The following is a 20,337-nucleotide window of genomic DNA, read 5'->3' as shown; positions in this document are numbered from 1 at the left end:
GTGCAGGCGCAGAACGCCGGGAGTGGGACCGTGCTCGATACGCTGTTCACCAAGCTGCGCGATGCCACCGATCCCACCGCGATCCGCTCGCTGGAGGCGGCGATCTGGGAACAGTGGGTGATGGTTCCCGACATGGGCCAGCGCGCCATCATGATGCGCGGCATTGCCGAGATGCAGCAGCAGGAACTCAAGTCTTCGATCGAAACCTTCACGCACCTGATCGAAGTCGCGCCCGAACTTTCGGAAGCCTGGAACAAGCGCGCGACCGCGCACTGGCTGATGGGCAATTTCCCGGCGTCGCTCGCCGACATCTGCGAGACGGTGAAACGCGAGCCGCGCCACTTCGGCGCCTATTCCGGCCTCGGCATGATCCGCGCCGAGATGGGTGAGAACGGGCGCGCCGTCGCGGCGTTCGAACTGGCGCGCAAATGGAACCCGCACATCGTGGGTGTCGACGAAGAGATCGAGCGGCTGAAGGCACTGGGCGGCGAGCCCGGTTCCGAGGATCCGCTGGGATGCGGCCGCCCTACGACCTAGGTCGGATGCACGATCTGTGTAAGGTCGTCGTCAGCCAGCGGGAACATTATCAATGGGCGTCATGCACTCCCCATGTGTGACGCCCGACGTCTGGAAGCGGGCGTCGAGACGGTTCGGTCTCGCTGTTTCCCACAAGCAACGAGCCAACAGTCAGGCCCTGCGCAGCGCACCTCCCGGCTGCGTGGGGCTCGCTTCCCTCAATGAGCATTTCCCGACAGGCTGGTGCCGCCCGCGCCGGCCTTTTTCTTGCTGCCTTGCCCATCCGTGAGGGGGGAGGCAAAGTCGCCCCGCGTTCAAATTCGGGAGTTGGTTCATGGCCACGTTGTATGTCGGCGGCCGTCTTTTCGACGGCGAGAAGGTGCAAGACGGGCAAGCGGTGCTGGAAGAGGGCGGCCGCATCAAGCGGGTCGCCTCGGCTGGTGAATTCAAGGGTTTCGCCGGCGAGCGCGTCGATACTTCAGGCGCCACGCTGATTCCCGGCATCATCGACTGCCACGTCCATTCGCTGTCGGGCGCCGAGGGCAATCCGGGCGCGGTGCAGGATCGCCTGAGCGCCGCCCAGCTCACGGTGCGTGGCATGGAGTTCATGCGCCAGACGCTCGAAGGTGGTGTCACCGCCGTGCGCGACTGTGGCGGCAAGGACTATATCGAGTTCGCCATTCGCGACGCCTACAATGCCGGCCGCTTCCTCGGCCCGACGATGCGCTGTGCCGGCCGCATGATCTGCATGACGGGCGGCCACGGCAATCGCGTCGGCCGCGTCGCCGACGGTGTCGACGAGGTGGTGAAGGCGGTGCGCGAGCAGGTCCATGCCGGCTCCGACCTGGTGAAGATCATGGCCACCGGCGGCGTAATGACCGCGGGCGTCAATCCCGAGGACGCGCATTACAGCGCGGAGGAGATGAAGGCCGGCATCTCGGAGGCGCATCGCTTCCATAAGTGCTGTGCGAGCCACGCGCAGGGTGCGCTGGGCATCCTCAACGCCGTGCGCGGCGGCATCGATTCCATCGAGCACGGCATCTTCATGGACGAGGAGTGCTGCCGCGAGATGAAGGAGCGCGGCGTCTGGCTGGTGCCGACGCTCGCCGCCGTGAAGAACATCCTGAAGGGCTATGACGAGGGCGACCGTTCGATCCCCGATTACGTGATCGAGAAGAGCCGTCGTGTCTTCGACCGCCATATCGCGGCGACCAAGATGTACTACGGCGCCGGCGGCCGCATCGCGATGGGCACCGATGCGGGCACGCCGCACAACCGCCACGGCGAGAATGCGCGCGAACTCGAGTTCATGTGCGACATCGGCATTTCGAGCCGCGACTCGCTGTTCTTCGCGACCGCGAGCGCCGCCGACCTGATGCGCCTGGCCGATCACGGCCGTATCAAGGAAGGCAACGTGGCCGACTTCGTGGTCTGCGATGGCGATGCGCTGGCTGACATCAAGCGCGCCGCCCGCAAGGAGAACCATCGCATGGTCGTGAAGCGCGGCATCGTCGCCCGCGACAACCGTGCGGCCTTCGCCCAAGGCGCCGCCCGCGTCGCGGCGGAGTAGGGAACCGGCGCAGGCGATCCCGGAGACTTCGTGGAAGAGATATTCCTCATCCTGGTCGGGATCGCCTGGGCGCTCGGCACACCGCTGATCGCCATCATCGCGCTGGTCCGCACGTCGGGTATACGCGCCCAGAACGAACGTATCTCTTCCGAACTGGCGGCGCTGCGTCGCCAGCTCGCCGCGACAGGAGAGCAAAGGCTTCCGCCTTCTGCCGAGGCAGCTCCTGCCGTGACGCTGCCGGTCGAGGCGACGCCGGCCGAAGGCGTCGTGCCGCCACCGCCGGCCCCGCCGTTCGTTCTCGAGCCCGAGCCGGAAGTTTCCGCTCCGGTGGAACCCGATGCGATCGTCATCGGTGCTGGCATGCCGGCGTCGCCCGCAACGCCACCTTCGTTGCCGCCGGTCCTGACACCCGAGCCGGTGAAGGTCGGCTGGGAGCAGCGGTTGGGCGCGCGGGCATTCGTGTGGCTCGGGGCGATCACGCTGGCGCTGGCGGCCGTGTTCCTCGTCCGCTACTCGATCGAGGAAGGCTATCTCTCGCCCGAAGTGCGCGTCATCCTCGCCGCGCTTTTCGGCTTCGCATTGATCGCTGGCGCCGAACGCATGCGGCCGCGCGACGATCGTGTATCGCAGGCGCTGGCTGCTGCCGGTGTTGCGGCTCTCTATGGCGCGCTCCTGTCGGCCGTCGCGCTCTACGGCATGATCTCCCAGGTCGCGGCCGGTGGCGGGGCAGCGGCCCTGACCGCCTTCGCGATCACGCTCTCGCTGCGCCACGGCATCTTCGTCGCGGCGCTCGCCTTCGTGGGCGGCTTCCTCAGCCCCGCGATCATCGGCAGCGACCAGCCCAACACGCCCGTCCTGTTCGGCTATCTGCTGGCCATCGCCGCCGGCACCCTGACGGTCATCCGTGCGCGCGGCTGGTGGGTGCTGGGCTGGGGCGTGCTGGCCGGTTCGGCGCTGTGGACGGTGATCTGGATGCTGGCCGATCCGGACCAGCCTGAACTGCATTGGGTCGGGATCTTCCTGGTGGCGATCGCCGGCCTGTTCGTCTGGGCGACCTGGCGGCGCATGCAGGAGAGCGAGAATCCGCCCCAGGATGTGCTGGCGCTGGTCTGGGCGTCGCTCGCGGTCACCGGCGGGCTGCTCGTCCTGGCCATCGCGCAGGATGCCGGCCGGCAGACGGCGGGCTGGCTGGCGCTCGCTGCGCACGGCGTCGGCATCTTCGCTTTTGCCCGCTGGACGCCGCGATTCCAGTTCACCGCCAGTCTCCCGCCGCTCCTGTCGCTGGCGGCGCTGGCGCTGTGGTCGAACGTGTCGGGCGGCGTGGCGGCCGACTGGAGCGATAGCCGCTTCGGCTGGCTCGTGACGGAATTCGGCGGCCTCTATGCCGCGGCGGCCTTCGCGCTGCTGTGGAATGCGGCGCGGCCGGGCTTCTGGGCGGCGCTGTCGGTGTCGGCGGCACTCTCGCACTTCGTGCTCGCCTGGTACGTGCTGCGCGGAATGCCGGGCATCCCCTGGGGCCTGATCAGCGTTGGTCTCGCGGTGCCTTTCCTCGTCGGTGCCGAGCGCCTGACGCGCTGGCGCGAGACGATGCCGGGCGCCACCGAGGCGCTGGGCTTCCTCGCCGCCGGCGTCACATTCTTCATCGGCGCGGCCATTCCGCTCGAACTCAATCGCGAATGGATCACGGTCGCCTATGCGATCGAACTGGCCGCGGTGGCCGCCATCTCCGCGCAACTCGGGCTGGTGACCCTGCGCCAGCTCTGCTGGCCGCTGCTGGCGGTCGTGGTCGTGCGCTTCGTCATCAACCCCGAGATCCTGAAGTATCCGATCGGCCTGACGCCGATCCTCAACTGGATGCTCTGGGGTTACGGCATCTCGATCACCGCACTGGTCGTTGCGCTGCGCTTCCTGCGGCCGACCGGCGACGTTCGGCTGGTGCGCGCGGTCGAGGCGGCGGCGGCGCTGCTTGGCTTCGTCCTGCTGACGCTCGAGGTTCGCAGCCTCTTCCAGCCCACCGCGATGATGACGCCCGATGCGAGCTTCATGGAGCGGGCGTTCTACGTACTGGTCTGGGGCGCGTTCGCTCTGGCGGCATTGTGGAAGACGCGCCTCGACGGTGACATCGTGGCGCTATGGGCATGGCGCTTGAGTGGGGGCGTGGCCCTCGCGGTGGTGCTGGTCCTGCAGGTCCTGGTCGCCAATCCCGTGTTCGAGCCGGCCGATGTCGGCCGCCTGCCGATCTTCAATGGGCTGCTGCTGGCCTATGCGCTGCCCGCGGCAATGGCGGCCTTGGCGCGGCGCTGGATCGACGTCGAGCCCGACCGGCGGCTCGACTTCGTGGTGGGCGGGGCCGCTTCGGTCCTGGCGTTCGCCTACGTCTCGTTCGAGGTGCGCCACTTCTTCGATCCCGGCTTCGAGCGCCGCGGCTTCGAGGCGGACGGGCTGGAACTCTATGCCTATTCGATTGCCTGGCTGCTGTTTGGCGTGGTGCTGCTGGCGCTGGGCTTCCTGCGGCAGGCGGCGGCGTTGCGGCACGCCGGCATGGCGCTGGTCTGCATCGTCGTGGCCAAGGTCTTCCTGATCGACATGGCGGGCCTGCAGGGCCTGCTGCGGGTGTTCTCGTTCCTCGGCCTGGGTGCGGCCCTGATCGGCCTTGGCTACGTCTATCGGCGGCTGGGCTTCGACAGCAAATGACGGCGAAGCTGTTTCCCGAGCTTTCGACCTCGCTCGATGCGCTGCGGGCGCTGCAGCTCGACCGGCTGCGTGGCACGCTGCGCCATGCCTACGACAACCAGGCGCCGTATCGGGCCAAGTGCGACGCGGCGGGCGTGCATCCCGATCAGCTTGTCACCCTCGACGATTTCGCGCGCTTTCCCTTCACGGAGAAGGGCGACCTGCGCGACGCTTATCCCTACGGCATGCTGGCGATCCCACGCGAACGCTGCGTGCGCCTGCATGCTTCGAGCGGCACGACTGGCCGGCCGACCGTCGTCGGCTATTCGGCGAGAGACATTGCGACCTGGGGCGACTTGATGGCGCGCTCGCTGTACGCTGGTGGCGCGCGGCCGGGCGACATCATCCACAATGCCTATGGCTACGGCCTCTTCACCGGCGGGCTGGGTGCGCATTACGGCGCGGAGCGGCTGGGCTGCACGGTGGTGCCCATGTCCGGCGGCTTCGGCGAGCGGCAGGTCCAGCTCATCCGCGAATTCGGCGCGCGGGTCGTGCTGATGACGCCGTCCTACATGCTGGCCATCGCCGACGAATTCGAACGGCAGGGCGTCGACCCCCGCGAGACGGCGATGCGGATCGGCATCTTCGGCGCCGAGCCGTGGACCGAGGGAATGCGTTCGGAGATCGAGCGCCGACTGGGCATCGATGCCGTCGACATCTATGGGCTCAGCGAAGTGATGGGGCCGGGCGTCGCCTGCGAATTCGTGGAGGCCAAGGACGGGCCCACGATCTGGGAGGATCATTTCTATCCCGAGATCGTCGATCCCGCGACCGGCCGGCCGGCGGCCGACGGCGAGCCTGGCGAGCTGGTGTTCACGACGCTTTCGAAAGAGGCGATGCCCGTCGTGCGCTATCGCACGCGCGATCTCACGCGGCTGATGCCGGGCTCGGTCACGGTGATGCGACGCATGGCGAAGATCACCGGCCGCAGCGACGACATGCTGATCGTGCGCGGGGTCAATCTCTTCCCAAGCCAGGTCGAGGAGCAGATCCTGCGCGACGACGACCTGAGCGGCCATTACGTGATCGAGCTGACGCGCACAGGCGCGCTCGACGATCTGCTGGTGAAGGTAGAGGCGAGGGCCGTTCAGATGCCGGGAGCGCGGGACCGCTCGGCCGCTGCGTTGACGCAGCGGCTCAAGGGCATGTGCGGCCTGACCGCCGAGGTGGAAATCATGGCGCCGGGCGGAATCGAGCGGTCGATGGGCAAGGCGCGCCGGGTCATCGACAAGCGGCCGAAGGCCTGAGCGCTAGAGCCCCGTGGCCAGCCGGATCCTGGCCTTCACCAGACCGGGATCGTCAGGAAGCTGACTGACTTCGGCCGCGATCAGCGACGACTTGCCTGCAGGCGCTGCCTTGGCGCGGCCTGTCGAGGCGTCGACGACCACCGCGAGGGTGAGAAGGACGGCGGCGATCACCAGCAGATCCACCCAGGAAAACCAAGTCCTGCGATGTTCGAGGGGCATTGCGATGGCCCGGGGCTTGTTCTGGCCGTTTTTCATGGTGGCCTCTGGGGGAGTTATCGGCTGGGCTGGAATGGTTGCTTTATGATTCGGATTTCGGTCGGGGCCGCGACCAGAGTGGGGCGATAACAAGAAGGATTGTGTCAACTGTGTCCGATCGTGGCCCCGGCGACCGCGGCGAAGGTCAGGATCGACGCGGCGATGACCAGAAAATCGACCCAGCCGAGCGACAGGCGCCGGCGCTTCACGACCGGTCTCCTGTGTTGCCGCCGGGACTGGCGCCCGGATTGCCACCACGCGGCGGCGACGCAGGGCGATACTTCTGCAGGACCGGGGCAAGCTTATCGAGCGGCACGTCCATGGCGGCGGCAAGCGCCTGCGCATGGCTCTTCATCTGCGCTTCCGAGGGCGGCTGTTGTTGCTCGCCGCGCGGCGGCGGGCCGACCTTCTGGAACGCGTTGCGCACGCGATCGGCGGGGATGCCGAGATCGGTCGCGATCTGCTCGACCGGCGGCCCGTTGCGCGGCGGCGTGCCCTGGCCGCCCTGGCCGGGAACGCCGGTCTGCGCGAGCACGCCACCCGCGAAGATCACGACGCAGGCGAGCGTGAACAAGGCATCGACGGTGGCGAAATTGCGGCGGGCCATGGAACCTCTCGTTGTGTCCTTACGAGACACTACGGAGAGGTGACGGCGATCATCCCTTGTCGAAAAATCATGCGCGCGGCGTGTAGGTCGAGCTTTGCTCGGCCTGTGAGCGTCAGGACATCGCTTGCGATGTCCGGGAGCGCCGATGAAAGAGCGGCCCGCTCATGACCCCTCCGTCGTCGTAAGACGACGACACCTCCCCATTTGAATGGAGAGGAAACTTTCAGACGTAGGCGATGCGCAGGATGTTGGTGGCGCCGGGCGTGCCGAACGGGACGCCCGCGGTGACGACCAGTCGCTCGCCTTCCTTGGCGATCTCCTGCTGGCGCGCCACGCGCACGGCGCGCTGGACCATGTCGGCGAAATTGTGTGCGTCTTCGGTCTGCACCGGATGGACGCCCCAGGTGAGCGTCATGCGCCGCGCGGTGTCGAGGTTCGGCGTGAGGCAGAGGATGCGCACGTCGGGCCGTTCGCGGGCGGCGCGCAGGGTGGTCGAGCCGGTGTTGGTATAGGTGACGATCGCGGCAGCCGAGAGCGTATGGGCGCACTGGCGCGCGGCAGCGCTGATCGCGTCGGCGGTTGTCGCCTCGGGCTCGTGTCGGCTCGCATCCATCAGGCGGCGATAGAGCGGGTCGGTTTCGACGCTCTTCAGGATGCGGTCCATCATCGTGACCGCTTCGATCGGATAGTTCCCGGAGGCCGACTCGGCGGAGAGCATGACGGCGTCGGTGCCGTCATAGACGGCCGTGGCCACGTCGGACACTTCGGCGCGCGTCGGCGTCGGCGACTGGATCATCGACTCCAGCATCTGCGTCGCCACGATGGTCGGACGGCCGGCGACGCGGCAGGCGGCGAGGATGCGCTTCTGCAGTGGCGGCACGGCCTCGGGCGGCATTTCCACGCCGAGATCGCCGCGGGCGACCATGATGCCGTCGCTCTGCTCGATGATCTCGTCGAGATGCTCGATCGCCTGCGGCTTCTCGAGCTTGGCCATCACGGCGGCGCGGCCGGCCACCAGCTTCTTCAGTTCGGCGATGTCGTTGGCATGCTGGACGAAGGAGAGTGCCACCCAGTCGACGCCGAGCGAGAGGCCGAACACCAGGTCCTTGTGATCCTTCGGTGTCATCGGCGACATCGGCAGGACGAGGTTGGGCAGGTTGACGCCCTTGCGGTCGCTGATTGTGCCGGCGACCTCGACCTCGGTGTCGATGGTCTTGTCGTCATGGGCCACGATGCGCAGGCGGACCTTGCCGTCGTCGACCAGCAACAAGCCGCCGGGCTTCGCGGCCTTGAAGATCTCAGGATGGAGCAGGGGCACGCGCTTGGCCGTGCCGGGCGTCGCGTCCATGTCGAAGCGCAGCTTCTGGCCGTTCTTCAGCTCCATCGGCCCCTTGGCGAAGGTGCCAAGGCGCAGCTTGGGGCCCTGCAGGTCCATCAGGATGGCGATCGGGTGCTTGTATTCCTTCTCGAGTGCCCGGAGCTGATCGACGCGCTTGCGGTGATCCTCGTGCTGCCCGTGGCTGAAGTTCAGGCGGAAGACGTCGGCACCGGCCTCGAACAGGGTGCGCAGCCGCTCGTTGGTCGACGAAGCGGGGCCGAGGGTGGCGACGATCTTGGTGAAGCGATTGCGATGCATCGGTCCAGCCTACTTCCCGGGCGAAGACACTTTGAAGTCGCCCGCCTGTTCGTAGACCTTTACGACCGCCGCGTCATCCAGCTTGCCCCAGCCGGCCCCTGCGGCCGCAATGAAGAGCTGGTGTGCAGCAGCTGCAAGCGGCAGCGGCAGGCGAAGCTCGTGGCCGGTGTCGAGCACCAGACCGAGATCCTTCACGAAGATCTCGACCGCGGAGAGCGGCGAGTAATCGTCATCCAGCATGTGCGGCACCCGGTTGCCGAACATCCAGGAATTGCCGGCGCTGGCCGAGATCACCTCATAGACCGCGCGCGTGTCGGCGCCGGCCTTGGCGGCGAGCGCCATGGCTTCGGCGGCCGTCGCGATGTGCACGCCGGCCAGCAGCTGGTTCACCGTCTTCACCAGCGAGCCGATGCCGGCCTTGTCGCCGAGGCGGAACACCTTGGCCGAGGTGGCCGAGAGAATGGACTCCGCGGCGGCGTAGGCGCCGGCGTTGCCCGAAGACATGAAGGTGAGCTCGCCCGACTCCGCGCGTGCCCGTCCGCCGGACATCGGCGCGTCGAGCAACTCGTGGCCGGTCGCGGCCAGACGCTCGTCGAGCTTGCGGATGAAGGCGGCGGGGCAGGTGGCGCACTGCATGACGAGGCCGCCCTTGCGCAGCGTGCCGGCCGCGCCGCCTTCACCGTAGAGCACGCTCTCGACCTGCTGCGCATTCACGACCGCGACGACCACCACGTCGGCGGTCTTCGCGGCCTCGGCCGGAGACGCAGCCGTGGTGCCGCCGGCCGCCACGAAGGCATCGCGCGCGGCGGCGCTAGGATCGACGCCGATCACCTTGTGGCCGTGCTTCAGCAGGTTCTTCGCCATGCCGAGGCCCATCGAGCCCAGGCCCACGAAAGCAACGACGGGCGTGTTCTTGTCGGTCATCGGTCAGGCCTTGATGCCGTACTTGGCGGCCCAGCCGAGGCCGGCGCCGGTGGTCGTCTTGGGCTTATATTCGAGGCCGACATAGCCGTCGTAGCCGAGGCGATCGAGTACATCGAGCAGGTAGAGGTGATTGACCTCGCCGATGTCGGGTTCGTTGCGATCGGGATTGCCAGCGATCTGCACGTGCGAGGTGATCGGGAACAGCCGCTCGGTCCGCTTCTGCAGGTCACCCTCGGTCACCTGCATATGATAGAGGTCGAGTTGCAGGCGCAGATGCGGCGCGCCGACTTCCTCGATGATCGCCTTCACCTGGTCGGTCGTGTTGGTGAAGTAGCCGGGAATGTCGCGATGGTTGATCGGCTCGAGCACGATGGTGATGCCGTTCTTGGCCGTGCGATCACAGATCTTCTTCAGGTTGGAGACGAAGGTGCGGTGCATCGCCTTCACGTCGGCGCCGGGCGCGATCATGCCCGACATGACGTGCAGTGTCCGGCACTCCAGCACCTGGGCATATTCCAGAGCCTTGTCGATGGCGGCGTCGAACTCGGCTTCGCGACCCGGAAGCGCCGCCAGCCCGCGCTCGCCCTTGCTGGCGTCGCCCGGCGGCAGGTTGAACAGCGCCTGCGTCAGTCTGTGCTTCTTCAGCTCGGCCGCGATCTCGGCGGCGGGCGCCTCGTAGGGAAACAGGATCTCGACGGCCTTGAAGCCGTGCGCGGCGGCGGCGCCGAAGCGCTGCAGGAACGGCACTTCCTGGTAGATCCACGAGAGATTGGCGGCGAGCTTGGGCATTCTTCTTGTTCCGATCAGGAAGGATAGGCTTCTTCGACGTCGCGCACCTGTGCGTCCGACAAGGTACGCAGCTTGAACCCCTGCAGCAGCAGGTGGAGCTTGGCCGTTTCCTCCAGCTCCTCGATCGAGGCGGAGGCGGCCGACAGTGAGGTGCCGGCGACGACAGGACCATGGTTGGCCAGCAGCACGGCGCGATGGCCCTTGGCATAGTCGCGGATGGCGTCGGCGAGCTTGGGATCGCCCGGCTTGAAGTAGGGGACCAGCGGCAGCTTGCCGACCCGCATCACGAAGTAGGGCGTGATCGGCGGCAGGGTGGTCTCGGCATTGTGGTGGCAGGACGGATCGAGGCAGGAGATCGCCACGGCATGCGTGCAATGGAGATGCACGATTGCGCCGTCCTTGGGCCGCACGTCGTAGACCGAGCGATGCAGCAACGCTTCCTTGGTCGGCGGATCGCCCGCGACATGCTTGCCCGAGAGGTCGATCTTGGAGAGCTGGCCCGGTTCCAGTTCGCCCAGCGAGGAGTTGGTCGGCGTCATCAGCCAGCCGTCGGCGATCCGGGCGCTGATGTTGCCCGAGGTGCCGGGGCAAAGGCCGCGCGCGGCCAGCTTGGCGCCCAGCGCGCAGATCTGCTCGCGTGTCTTGGTCTCTGCGGTGCTCATAGCCGTTCGAAAGCCTTCGTGAAGAAATCGGGGGCGCCGAAATTGCCGGACTTCAGCGCGAGCAGGAGCGGCTTGGCGCCGACGGAAGCCGTCCACGGCACGCCGGGATCGATCTCGGGTCCGATGCGTAGCGCGGTGACGTCGAGCGCGCTCACGACGGCGCCCGAGGTCTCGCCGCCCGCGACGACCAGCCGGCCGACGCCGGCGGCAACGAGGCCGCGCGCCAGCGCCGCCATCGTCTTCTCGATCGCCTGGCTCGACTTCTCGACGCCGTACTTCGCCTGCAGCGCCTTCACCACCTCGGGCTTGTCGCTGGCCGACAACAGGACCGGGCCATTCCCGAGCTTGCCCTTGGTCCAGTCGAGCGCCTTGCCGGCGACGTCCTCGCCGCGGCAGATCGCGTCGGTGTCGAGCGCCAGATGCGCGCCCTTGAAGGCGGCGATCTGGCCGAGCGTGGCGGCGGAGCAGGAGCCCGCCAGCACCGCTGAAGCACCGCCGACCTTGGGCAGGGTATCCGCACCAGAGCGATGTTCCATCAGGCCGCGGCGACGATAGGCGGCCGGCAGGCCGAGCGCGACGCCGGAGCCGCCCGTGACGAGCGTGTCGTCACCGATCGCCTCGCCGATGATTCCGAGATCGGTGTCGGCCACCGCATCGACCACGACATGGCGCACGCCGTCGGCCGCGAGCTTGTCGAGCGACTCGCGCAGAACGGCAGAGCCGGACTGAACCTGCTTCAACGCGACGAGCCCGACCTTGTGCGGAGTCTGCCGCGCCAGCACACGCACCAGGCTGGCGTCGGTCATCGGCGTCAGCGGGTGATGCCTCATGTGCGAGTCCGACAGCAGGATATCGCCGACGAAGAGATGGCCGAAGAAGATGGTGCGGCCGTTCACCGGGAAAGCCGGGCAGTAGATCGCCTGCTTGGCCTTCAGCGCGTCGAGCAGCGCATCGCCCACCGGGCCGATGTTGCCGGCGTCGGTCGAGTCGAAGGTCGAACAGTATTTGAAGAAGAAGCGCACGCAGCCCGCCGCCTGCAACGCCTTCAGCGCCTCGAGCGACTGGGCGATCGCCTCAGGCGCGGGGATCGAGCGTGTCTTCAGTGCGACGACGACGGCATCGACGTCGTCGGGGATGGTGCCTTTAGCCGGCACGCCAATTGTCTGGATCGTGCGCATGCCGCCTTTGACAAGCATGCCAGCGATGTCAGTTGCGCCGGTAAAATCGTCGGCGATCACTCCAAGAATGGCCATGGGGCGACGTTAGGCGATGACGGTCGCTGGCATCCAGAACTTTCGGCGCCGGGCGCGCCGCCGCGCCTCGTCCTCGCCGTCGTAATGGTGCAACGGCGGTGCAGCATCGAAGATATCGCGGATATCGAGGGCGTTGACGTTGACGATGCCGATGGTGCCGTTTTCCTCGGGCATCACGGCGCCAACATAGGCGCCGCAGTTGGCGCAGAGCAGGTAGTCGGTGATGCCGAGGCCAAAGCGGTAGCGCGAGAGGGCATTTGGTGCGCTGCGAAACTCCACTCGGCCGCCAGGATCGCCCATGGTGCGCGCCCCATGGCGGCGGCAGAAGCTGCAGGCGCAGCGGCCGACTCGCATTTCCTCGGGCTTCTTCTCCGATGAGAGCGCGATCGTGATCGCGCCGCAGTGGCAGGAGCCCGGATAGGTCGTCATGGCGCGATCAGGGTGACCCGGAAGTCGTTGACGTTGGTCCGCGTCGGACCGGTGATCAGGCCATCGCCCAACAGCTCGAAGAAGCTGTGCCCGTCATTGTCATCGAGCATGGCCTGCGGGTCGCGCCCCTTGGCGCGCCCGCGAGCCAGCGTGTCGGGTGTGAAGATGGCGCCGGCAACTTCCTCTGCGCCGTCGACGCCGTCGGTATCGGCCGACAAGCCCCAGATGCCGGCCGCGCCGTTCGCGGCGATGGCCTGCGCCAGCAGATATTCGACGTTGCGTCCGCCGCGGCCCTTGCCACGCACCGTGACCGTGGTCTCGCCGCCGGAGAGGACCGCTACCGGCTTGCCGCCGCGCTTGGCGATCTCGATGGCCTGCTGTGCATGTGCGGCGCCCAGCTCGCGCGCCTCGCCTTCGAGATTGTCGCCCAGCATGACGACTTCGACGCCGTGTTCCTTCGCGACGGCGGCAGCGGCTTCGAGCGAGCGCTTGGGAGTCGCGACCATGATCGTCTCGACCTTCGCGAGACGCGGATCGCCGGGCTTGGGCGTCTCCTCGATCCGGCCGGCGGCGCCTTGCTTGAGATGGGCGAGCACGGCAGTCGGCGGATCGATCTTGTACTTGGCGAGCACGGCAAGGGCGTCGGCGAAGGTCGTCTTGTCGGCGACGGTGGGGCCCGAGCCGATCACGCCCGGATCGTCGTTGGGCACATCGGAGATCAGCCAGGAGAGCACACGTGCTGGCTGGGCGGCGATGGCGAGCCGGCCGCCCTTGATCGCGGAGAGGTGCTTTCGCACCGTGTTCATCTCGACGATGTTGGCGCCCGACTTCAGGAGCGCGCGGTTGACGTCCTGCTTGTCGTTCAGCGTCAGCCCTTCGGCCGGCAGCGCGAGCAGGGCAGAGGCGCCGCCCGAGATCAGGCAGAGCAGGAGATCGTCGGCGCTGAGACCCTGGACGCGCTGGAAGATGCGGCCGGCGGTCTCGCGGCCCTTGTCGTCGGGCACGGGGTGCGCGGCCTCGACGATCTCGATGCGCTTACAGGTCTCGCCATATCCGTAGCGCGTGACCACCAGTCCTTCGAGCGGGTGCGGCCAATGATCCTCGACGGCGCGCGCCATGGCGGCGCTCGCCTTGCCCGCACCGATGACGATGGTCCGTCCCTTCGGCGGCTGCAGCTTCGCGATGTAGGGCGCAAGGCAGGTTGCGGGGCGAGCGGCGGCGAGGGCGGCATCGAACAGGGCGCGCAGCAGGGCGCGGGCGTCAGCGTCTTTCATTTGCCCGATCTTCGCACTATAGGGGCGCGATGCAACCGTTGCTCCAGCCGGACGATCCGCCACCGTTTTCCGTTTTCAACGAGCAGGGCAAGGCGCCGCTGTTGCTGCTCTGCGATCATGCCAGCAAGGCCGTGCCGCAAACGCTGGGCGATCTCGGCATTCCAGAGAGCGAACTGGCGCGCCACATCGGCTGGGACATCGGCGGCCTTGATTCGGCGATCGAGCTGGCCAAGGCGCTCGACGCGCCGCTGGTCTCGTCCGGCTATTCGCGGCTGGTGATCGACTGCAATCGCTGGCCGGGCGGCGAGGGCTCGACGCCCGAGATCAGCGACGAGACGGTCGTACCCGCCAACAAAGGACTCACCAAGGAACAGGTCGACGCGCGAGCCGAGGCCTGCTTCTGGCCTTATCATCGCGAGGTTGACCGCCTGCTCGACGCGATGACCGAAGGCGGCCGCCAGGTCTGCATGCTGGTGATGCACAGCTTCACGCCGGTGATGAAGGGCTTCGTGCGGCCCTGGCATGTCGGCGTGCTGTGGAACGACGATCCGCGCCTGCCCGAGCCGCTGCTGACCGAGCTGCGGCGCGATACCTCGCTGGTGGTGGGCGACAACGAGCCATACTCGGCGCGCGCCTCGTACGAATACACGCTGACGGCCCACGCGCGGCCGCGAGCGCTGCCGCATTGTTCGGTGGAAGTGCGGCAGGACCTGATGGGCACACCGGACGATGCGCGTGCCTGGGGGCGCCGGCTCGCGCCGGCGATCTCTGCCGCGGTCGAACAAGCGCTGGCGTCTGGTTAATCCCGCCGGTCGAGCCTATATCCTGAGCAAGATTTCAGCCTGAGGTTCAGGAGAGCATCATGGACGACAAGACCCGCACCGAACTCGAGGCCGCCGCCTTTCGGCGTCTGGTGTCGCACCTCCAGGAGCGCACCGATGTCCAGAACATCGACCTGATGAACCTGGCCGGTTTCTGCCGAAACTGCCTGTCGCGCTGGTATCGCGAGGAAGCGGGCAAGCAGGGCATCGAGATCGCCGATCCCAAGGCCCGCGAGATCGTCTACGGCATGCCCTACGAGGACTGGAAGGCCAAGCACCAGAAGGAGGCTTCCGGCGCCCAGAAAGAGGCCTTCGACAAGGGCGCTCACAAGCACGGCTGACGCAGGCACTGCCAGCATAGTTGGTGCGACTTCGGGGCCCGTCCCCGTTATCCCCATCATTCATCACATCGTCACGATTGAGCCGACCGGTCCGCTCCCCCTATGGTCCGGCGGTCGAGAGCAAGGAGCAGGGACATGCCGGACGGCAGCGACATTTCCAAGAAAGTTAAGGCCGGCCCGATCTCCGCAGACCGCCTGAAGGCCTTCGTCGAGCGCATCGAGAAGCTCGAGGAAGAGCGCAAGGCCATCGGCGGCGACATCAAGGACGTCTACAGCGAGGCCAAGGGCGTCGGTTACGACGTCAAGACCATGCGCAAGATCGTGTCGCTCCGCTCGATGGATGCCGCGGACCGTGCGGAGCAGGAGACGCTGCTCGACGTCTACAAGCACGCGCTCGGGATGGTCTGACCCGAGCGGTCCGAATACGGAAATTTGATTTCGCGCGCCCAGCGCAGGCGCTAGGGTCCTCCACGGCACGAACGCTCCACTAAGGAGCCGGCCCTGGAGGAAAACCCATGCGAAACACCGTCATCACTGGCGTTTGCGTTGCCTTGAGTCTCGGCGCTGCGCAGGCGCACGCACAGCTCGCCGTCTCCTCGAACGATCACAAGATCGTCCAGGAGAACGGCGTCAACCGGAACCTCACCAACCCGCCGCCGGACACGATCACGGTCCTCGATCTCGGCGCCCTTCCGGTGAAGGTCGTGGGGACGGTCAGCAACGTTCCGGGCAGCGTCGTCGGCCCGCCGCTCTCGGTCGCGATCACGCCGGATGAGTCGATCGCGCTGATCGCCTCCTCGTCGAAGCTCGATCCCGCCGACCCGACCAAGCTCGCCAACGACGATCGCGTGACCGTGGTCGACCTCAAGGATCGCAAGATCCTGGGCACGCTGAACACGGGACCGGGCGCGGCCGGTATCTCCATCACCAAGGACGGCAAGCGGGCGTACGTCGCCAATCGCATGGCGGGCTCGATCTCGATCCTGTCGATCGACGGCAAGGACGTGAAGCTGGTGAAGACCGTGCCGCTGATGGACGCCAAGACGCTGCTCAGCCACATGGCGGTCTCGCCGGATGGTGCGACCGGCGTGGTGACGCGCAACGGTGACGCCAAGGTCGAGCTGATGAAGCTCGGCGGCGACAACATCACCTCGTCTTCCGTGCTCGACGTGGCGCCGCGACCCTATGCCGTGTCGGTGACGCCCGACAGCAAGACCGCGGTCGTCGCGAGCCTCGGCGATCCCAAGGCCAACGGCATCCTGACCGTGATCGACCTCGCCACCGGCAAGATCGTCGGCACCGCCGACATCGGCCACGAGAGCCTCGAAGGCATGATGATGTCGAACGACGGCCGCTGGATCGCGGGCGTCGCGCATGCCGGTTCGACGCGGCCCAAGGATGCGCCGCAGTTCAAGCCCAACGGCATGGTCGTGCTCTACAAGCTCGACGGCACCACCCTGACCAAGACCGGAGAGGCGCCGATCGGCGGCTGGTCGCAGGGCGCCTCGTTCTCGCGAGACGGTTCGGCCATTGTCGTCCAGAACATGAACGAGAAGAACCTGCAGGTGTTCAAGAACGACGGCGGCAAGCTCAGCGACACCGGCCAGAAGATCGATGTCGGCGGTGGCGCGGCGGCGGTGCGGGCCTCGACCGATCGATGATCGAACGGCGTAGCGTACTGCTTCTTCCGCTCGCCGCTGCTGCGGCGGGCGGATTGCCGGCACGGGCCCAGAGCTTTCCATCCCAGCCCGTCCATCTCGTGGTGCCGTTCCCGCCCGGAGGCGGCACCGATTCGCTGGCACGTGCGATCCAGGAGCCGATGCAGAAGGCGCTTGGAGGCACGGTGATCGTGGACAACAAAGGCGGGGGCGGCGGCAGTATCGCCCACGAGTTCGTGGCCAAGCAGCCGGCCGACGGCCACTGGATGGTGGTCGGCGCCAACAACCTGCCGCTCTATCCGCACATCGTGGCCAAGCTCGGCTTCGACGCAAAGACGGCCTTCACGCCCATCGGCTTCATCGCCAAGCAGGAATCCGTGCTCGTCGGCAGCCTCGATGCGCCATGGCCCGACCTCAAGGCGATCATCGCGGCGGCCAAGGCCGCGCCCGGCTCGGTGCAATACGGCACCGCCGGCCTCACCACGCCGATGCACCTCTCGACCGAGCAGTTCGCGATGCTGAATGGCATCAAGCTGACGCACGTGCCGTTCCGCGGCACCGGCCCACTGGTGACCGATCTTCTGGGCGGCCACATCAAGCTCGGCATGTCGAGCATCACCAGCGTCTCGCAGCAGATCGCGGCCGGGAAGCTGAAGCCCTATGCGATGGCCTCGCTGGAACGCTCGTCGGTCGCACCCGATATCCCGACCTTCAAGGAGCTGGGTGCGGGCGATGTCGACGGCACGATCGTCTACACGCTGCTGGCACCAGCCGGCACGCCGCCGGCCATCGTGGCGAAGCTGAACGAGGCATTGAATGCCGCGGTGGCGACGCCGGAGCAAAAGGAGGATCTCTCCAGGCGCGGCTTCGTCGCCATGGGCGGCACGCCGCAGCAGCTCGGCGACTGGCTAAAGGTGCAGGAGCCGATCTGGGTGCCGGTGCTGCAGGCGGCCGGCATCAAGCCAGAGTAGGGCAGTAAGGGTCCTCGCTTTCTTCATCGCCAACTGCTCAGAACCAGATGTTCATCGGTAAGCCGTAGCGGTCGCGCGCGTCGGCCAGACCGAGGCGCGTCGCCGTGCCGTTTGCGATCAGCGTTGCCGTGCGACATACGGCGATGGCGTCGAGGACGTCGTCTCGGGCGGCGCCGGAGACGGTTTGAGGCTTCCAGTCGAAGCCGTGCCGGGCCAGCAGGTCGAGGCGTTCGGCAAAGCCGTCGGGTTTGCGCTTCTTGGCAAGCACCGGCTTGCCGCCGTTCATGCGGGCGAAGGCAAGTTCGGGATGCGCCTCGTGGACGATCGAGTGCAGGGCCTCGTTGCCGCGCATTAGCGCGTCGACCTCGCGCATCTTGGGGAAGAGGTGAAACGTCTGCTGGTTCAGCCCGACCCCCAGGCTCTTGCTCAGCGCATTGGCCTCGGCATGTGTGGTGCAGTCGAGGGCGGGGCGGCAAGGCGTGGGGAAGACCGAGCTCGCTTTGCCCGGCAGCAGCTTGCGGGCTTCGACTTCGCAGGCGCGCGGCGGGCGCGGCACGTCGACGAAGCCGATCGGCATGTCGACCGCCAGAATCGAAAGACCCTCGCAGGCCTCCGCGAGGGTCTTCACGACTCTTATGTCGAGGGCGCCATTGCTCTCGCGCCGGCAGACGACCCAGCCGGTGCGGCAGCCGTCGGCGCCGGCGACGATCAACGGCGTCCTACCAGCTCGCCATTCTGGTCTTGAGGCCGCCATCCAGCACCGCGAGGAATTCCTCGGTGGTCTGGTAGGCCTGGTTCGGACCGATGAGGAGCGCGAGGTCCTTGGTCATCTTGCCGCTCTCGACGGCTTCGACGCAGACCTTCTCCAGCGTGTCGGCGAACTTCACGACGTCGGGCGTGTCATCGAAGGTGCCGCGATACTTCAGCGCCTGCGTCCAGGCGAAGATCGAGGCGATTGGATTGGTCGAGGTCGGCTTGCCCTTCTGGTGTTCGCGATAATGACGCGTCACCGTGCCGTGGGCGGCCTCGGCTTCGACGGTCTTGCCGTCCGGCGTCAGCAGCACCGAGGTCATGAGGCCGAGCGAGCCGAAGCCCTGGGCCACCGTGTCGGACTGCACGTCGCCATCGTAGTTCTTGCAGGCCCAGACGAATTCGCCGTGCCACTTCAGCGCCGAGGCGACCATGTCGTCGATCAGGCGGTGCTGGTAGATGATGTTCTTCGCCTTGAACCTGTCGGCGAATTCCTTGTCGAAGACTTCCTGGAACAGGTCCTTGAAGCGGCCGTCGTAGCGCTTGAGGATTGTGTTCTTGGTCGACAGGAAGACCGGCCAGCCACGCATCAGGCCGTAATTGAACGAGCTGCGCGCGAAGCCGACGATCGATTCGTCGAGATTGTACATCGTCATCGCGACGCCGCCGGCGGGGAAGTCGAACACGTTGTGCTCGATCACCTTGCCGTCCTCGCCCTCGAAGCGGACGGTGAGCTTGCCCTTGCCCGGCACCACGAAGTCGGTGGCGCGATACTGGTCGCCGAAGGCGTGGCGGCCGATGACGATGGGATGCGTCCAGCCCGGCACGAGGCGCGGCACGTTCTTGCAGACGATGGGTTCGCGGAAGATCGTGCCGCCGATGATGTTGCGGATCGTGCCGTTGGGCGACCGCCACATCTCCTTGAGCTTGAATTCCTCGACGCGGGCCTCGTCCGGCGTGATGGTCGCGCACTTCACGGCGACGCCGTACTGCAGCGTGGCCTTCGCCGACTCGACCGTGACCTGGTCGCTGGTCTTGTCGCGGTTCTCCATGCCGAGGTCGTAGTACTTCAGGTCGACGTCGAGATAGGGAACGATCAGCTTTTCCTTGATGAACGCCCAGATGATGCGAGTCATCTCGTCGCCGTCCATCTCGACGATCGGGTTCTTCACCTTGATCTTCGGCATCACGCTTCCTTTCGCACCTCAAAAATCCGGTGCGGGCGCGTTCTACCGAAGCAGGGAACAGCCGGCAACGCGGCTTGCCCGCGCATCGGCGTGCAAAAAGGTCAGACCCGGTCGAGGCGCTTTTCGAAGCCGGCCGACTGCGGCATTGCCCGGATGGCGGGCAGGACGTCCTTCAGTTCGCGCACGAAGGCCACATGGGCGAGATGTGACGGTTCCGCGAACCCGCCGGCCACGACGTTCTTCAGGAGATCGGCCAGCGGCTGCCAGTAACCGCCCTGGTCGATGATGACGATCGGCTTGCTGTGGAGGCCCAGGGTCCGCCAGGACAGGACCTCGAAGAACTCCTCCAGGGTGCCGAGGCCGCCGGGCAGGACGGCGAAGGCGTCGGACCGCTCGAACATCTGCAGTTTGCGTTCGTGCATGGTCTCGACGACCACTGTCTCGGTGAGAGCCGGATGGCCCGCTTCACGCTGCAGGAGGAAATTCGGGATGATGCCGATCGCCTTGCCGCCGGCGTCGAGGGCTGCGTTGGCCACCAGACCCATCAGGCCCACGCCGCCGCCGCCATAGACCAGCGTGATGCCCTCGCCGGCCAGCAACCGGCCGAGGCCGGTCGCGGTCTCGCGGGTCGCGGGATCGTTGCCGAAACGGGCGCCACAGAAGACGCAGAGGGAAGAGAGGGTGAACTCGGGCACGAAAGCTGCTTTTCTGGGA

21 protein-coding genes are annotated in these 20,337 nt (G+C 66.9%); 9 read left to right on the top strand and 12 right to left on the bottom strand.

All coding sequences use genetic code 11. The annotated features are described in order from the left end of the window. Positions 1 to 30 precede the first annotated feature (30 nt). The 4 genes from AC1RP5_RS21355 to paaK all read left to right on the top strand — a co-directional run bounded on the left by AC1RP5_RS21355 (position 31) and on the right by paaK (position 6,066). Positions 31 to 537: a tetratricopeptide repeat protein gene (locus AC1RP5_RS21355; RefSeq protein ID WP_493114042.1), complete on the top strand. Its 507-nt coding sequence runs from the start codon at positions 31 to 33 to the stop codon at positions 535 to 537. 313 nt (positions 538 to 850) lie between these two features. After that, complete coding sequence (locus AC1RP5_RS21350) at positions 851 to 2,086, top strand: metal-dependent hydrolase family protein (protein WP_493114041.1); 1,236 nt, start codon at positions 851 to 853, stop codon at positions 2,084 to 2,086. 30 nt (positions 2,087 to 2,116) lie between these two features. Next, positions 2,117 to 4,780 carry a DUF2339 domain-containing protein gene (locus AC1RP5_RS21345; protein WP_493114039.1) on the top strand — a complete coding sequence of 888 codons (2,664 nt, stop codon included), beginning with the start codon at positions 2,117 to 2,119 and terminating at the stop codon, positions 4,778 to 4,780. Then, entirely contained in the window at positions 4,777 to 6,066 is a 1,290-nt protein-coding gene (paaK, locus tag AC1RP5_RS21340) for a phenylacetate--CoA ligase PaaK (RefSeq protein WP_493114037.1), read from the top strand. The genes AC1RP5_RS21345 and paaK overlap by 4 nt, the downstream gene beginning before the upstream one ends. Positions 6,067 to 6,069: 3 nt before the next feature. Here the strand turns inward: paaK and AC1RP5_RS21335 are convergent, their stop codons facing one another. The 9 genes from AC1RP5_RS21335 to AC1RP5_RS21295 all read right to left on the bottom strand — a co-directional run bounded on the left by AC1RP5_RS21335 (position 6,070) and on the right by AC1RP5_RS21295 (position 13,895). Beyond that, a complete protein-coding gene (locus tag AC1RP5_RS21335) occupies positions 6,070 to 6,321 on the bottom strand; it encodes a hypothetical protein (RefSeq protein ID WP_493114035.1) in 252 nt (83 codons plus the stop codon). A 205-nt stretch (positions 6,322 to 6,526) separates the two neighbouring features. Then, positions 6,527 to 6,928 carry a hypothetical protein gene (locus tag AC1RP5_RS21330; RefSeq protein ID WP_493114033.1) on the bottom strand — a complete coding sequence of 134 codons (402 nt, stop codon included), beginning with the start codon at positions 6,926 to 6,928 and terminating at the stop codon, positions 6,527 to 6,529. Between the two features lie 223 nt (positions 6,929 to 7,151). Next, positions 7,152 to 8,564, bottom strand: coding sequence for a pyruvate kinase (gene pyk, locus AC1RP5_RS21325; protein ID WP_493114031.1), 1,413 nt, complete (start codon positions 8,562 to 8,564; stop codon positions 7,152 to 7,154). Positions 8,565 to 8,573: 9 nt separating this feature from the next. Beyond that, on the bottom strand, positions 8,574 to 9,488 hold the full coding sequence (gene ltnD / locus AC1RP5_RS21320) for an L-threonate dehydrogenase (RefSeq protein WP_493114029.1): 915 nt from the start codon (positions 9,486 to 9,488) through the stop codon (positions 8,574 to 8,576). 3 nt (positions 9,489 to 9,491) lie between these two features. After that, positions 9,492 to 10,277: a 2-oxo-tetronate isomerase gene (gene otnI, locus AC1RP5_RS21315; protein ID WP_493114027.1), complete on the bottom strand. Its 786-nt coding sequence runs from the start codon at positions 10,275 to 10,277 to the stop codon at positions 9,492 to 9,494. A gap of 14 nt (positions 10,278 to 10,291) precedes the next feature. Beyond that, complete coding sequence (gene otnC, locus AC1RP5_RS21310) at positions 10,292 to 10,939, bottom strand: 3-oxo-tetronate 4-phosphate decarboxylase (RefSeq protein WP_493114025.1); 648 nt, start codon at positions 10,937 to 10,939, stop codon at positions 10,292 to 10,294. Continuing rightward, entirely contained in the window at positions 10,936 to 12,192 is a 1,257-nt protein-coding gene (gene otnK, locus AC1RP5_RS21305) for a 3-oxo-tetronate kinase (protein ID WP_493114024.1), read from the bottom strand. Before otnK ends, otnC begins: the two co-directional genes overlap by 4 nt. A 9-nt stretch (positions 12,193 to 12,201) precedes the next feature. After that, a complete protein-coding gene (locus AC1RP5_RS21300) occupies positions 12,202 to 12,621 on the bottom strand; it encodes a GFA family protein (RefSeq protein WP_493114022.1) in 420 nt (139 codons plus the stop codon). Continuing rightward, on the bottom strand, positions 12,618 to 13,895 hold the full coding sequence (locus tag AC1RP5_RS21295; RefSeq protein WP_493114020.1) for a glycerate kinase type-2 family protein: 1,278 nt from the start codon (positions 13,893 to 13,895) through the stop codon (positions 12,618 to 12,620). The genes AC1RP5_RS21300 and AC1RP5_RS21295 overlap by 4 nt, the downstream gene beginning before the upstream one ends. Positions 13,896 to 13,924: 29 nt before the next feature. Between AC1RP5_RS21295 and AC1RP5_RS21290 the strand changes: the two genes are divergently transcribed. The 5 genes from AC1RP5_RS21290 (at position 13,925) to AC1RP5_RS21270 (ending at position 17,686) form a co-directional block, all read left to right on the top strand. Beyond that, positions 13,925 to 14,698, top strand: a complete 774-nt coding sequence (locus tag AC1RP5_RS21290) for an N-formylglutamate amidohydrolase (RefSeq protein WP_493114019.1) — start codon at positions 13,925 to 13,927, stop codon at positions 14,696 to 14,698. 59 nt (positions 14,699 to 14,757) lie between these two features. Further along, the gene (locus AC1RP5_RS21285) at positions 14,758 to 15,057 is read left to right on the top strand and encodes a DUF1244 domain-containing protein (protein WP_493114017.1); all 300 of its coding nucleotides are present in this window, start codon (positions 14,758 to 14,760) and stop codon (positions 15,055 to 15,057) included. A 135-nt stretch (positions 15,058 to 15,192) separates the two neighbouring features. Then, positions 15,193 to 15,465, top strand: coding sequence for a DUF2312 domain-containing protein (locus AC1RP5_RS21280; RefSeq protein WP_493114015.1), 273 nt, complete (start codon positions 15,193 to 15,195; stop codon positions 15,463 to 15,465). Positions 15,466 to 15,572: 107 nt separating this feature from the next. Next, positions 15,573 to 16,718, top strand: a complete 1,146-nt coding sequence (locus AC1RP5_RS21275; protein WP_493114013.1) for a YncE family protein — start codon at positions 15,573 to 15,575, stop codon at positions 16,716 to 16,718. Continuing rightward, positions 16,715 to 17,686 (top strand): Bug family tripartite tricarboxylate transporter substrate binding protein, encoded by a 972-nt coding sequence (locus AC1RP5_RS21270; RefSeq protein WP_493114011.1) that lies wholly within the window; start codon positions 16,715 to 16,717, stop codon positions 17,684 to 17,686. Before AC1RP5_RS21275 ends, AC1RP5_RS21270 begins: the two co-directional genes overlap by 4 nt. Before the next feature lie 37 nt (positions 17,687 to 17,723). Here the strand turns inward: AC1RP5_RS21270 and AC1RP5_RS21265 are convergent, their stop codons facing one another. The 3 genes from AC1RP5_RS21265 to AC1RP5_RS21255 form a co-directional block, all read right to left on the bottom strand. Beyond that, the gene (locus AC1RP5_RS21265) at positions 17,724 to 18,398 is read right to left on the bottom strand and encodes a DUF429 domain-containing protein (RefSeq protein ID WP_493114009.1); all 675 of its coding nucleotides are present in this window, start codon (positions 18,396 to 18,398) and stop codon (positions 17,724 to 17,726) included. A gap of 7 nt (positions 18,399 to 18,405) precedes the next feature. Then, the gene (locus AC1RP5_RS21260; RefSeq protein ID WP_493114007.1) at positions 18,406 to 19,623 is read right to left on the bottom strand and encodes an NADP-dependent isocitrate dehydrogenase; all 1,218 of its coding nucleotides are present in this window, start codon (positions 19,621 to 19,623) and stop codon (positions 18,406 to 18,408) included. A gap of 101 nt (positions 19,624 to 19,724) precedes the next feature. Continuing rightward, positions 19,725 to 20,318, bottom strand: coding sequence for an LOG family protein (locus tag AC1RP5_RS21255; RefSeq protein WP_493114005.1), 594 nt, complete (start codon positions 20,316 to 20,318; stop codon positions 19,725 to 19,727). Positions 20,319 to 20,337 lie beyond the last annotated feature (19 nt).

It is taken from the genome of Reyranella sp. GW821-FHT12G01 (assembly GCF_058806575.1).
This window is presented reverse-complemented; position numbering and strand designations above follow the sequence as displayed.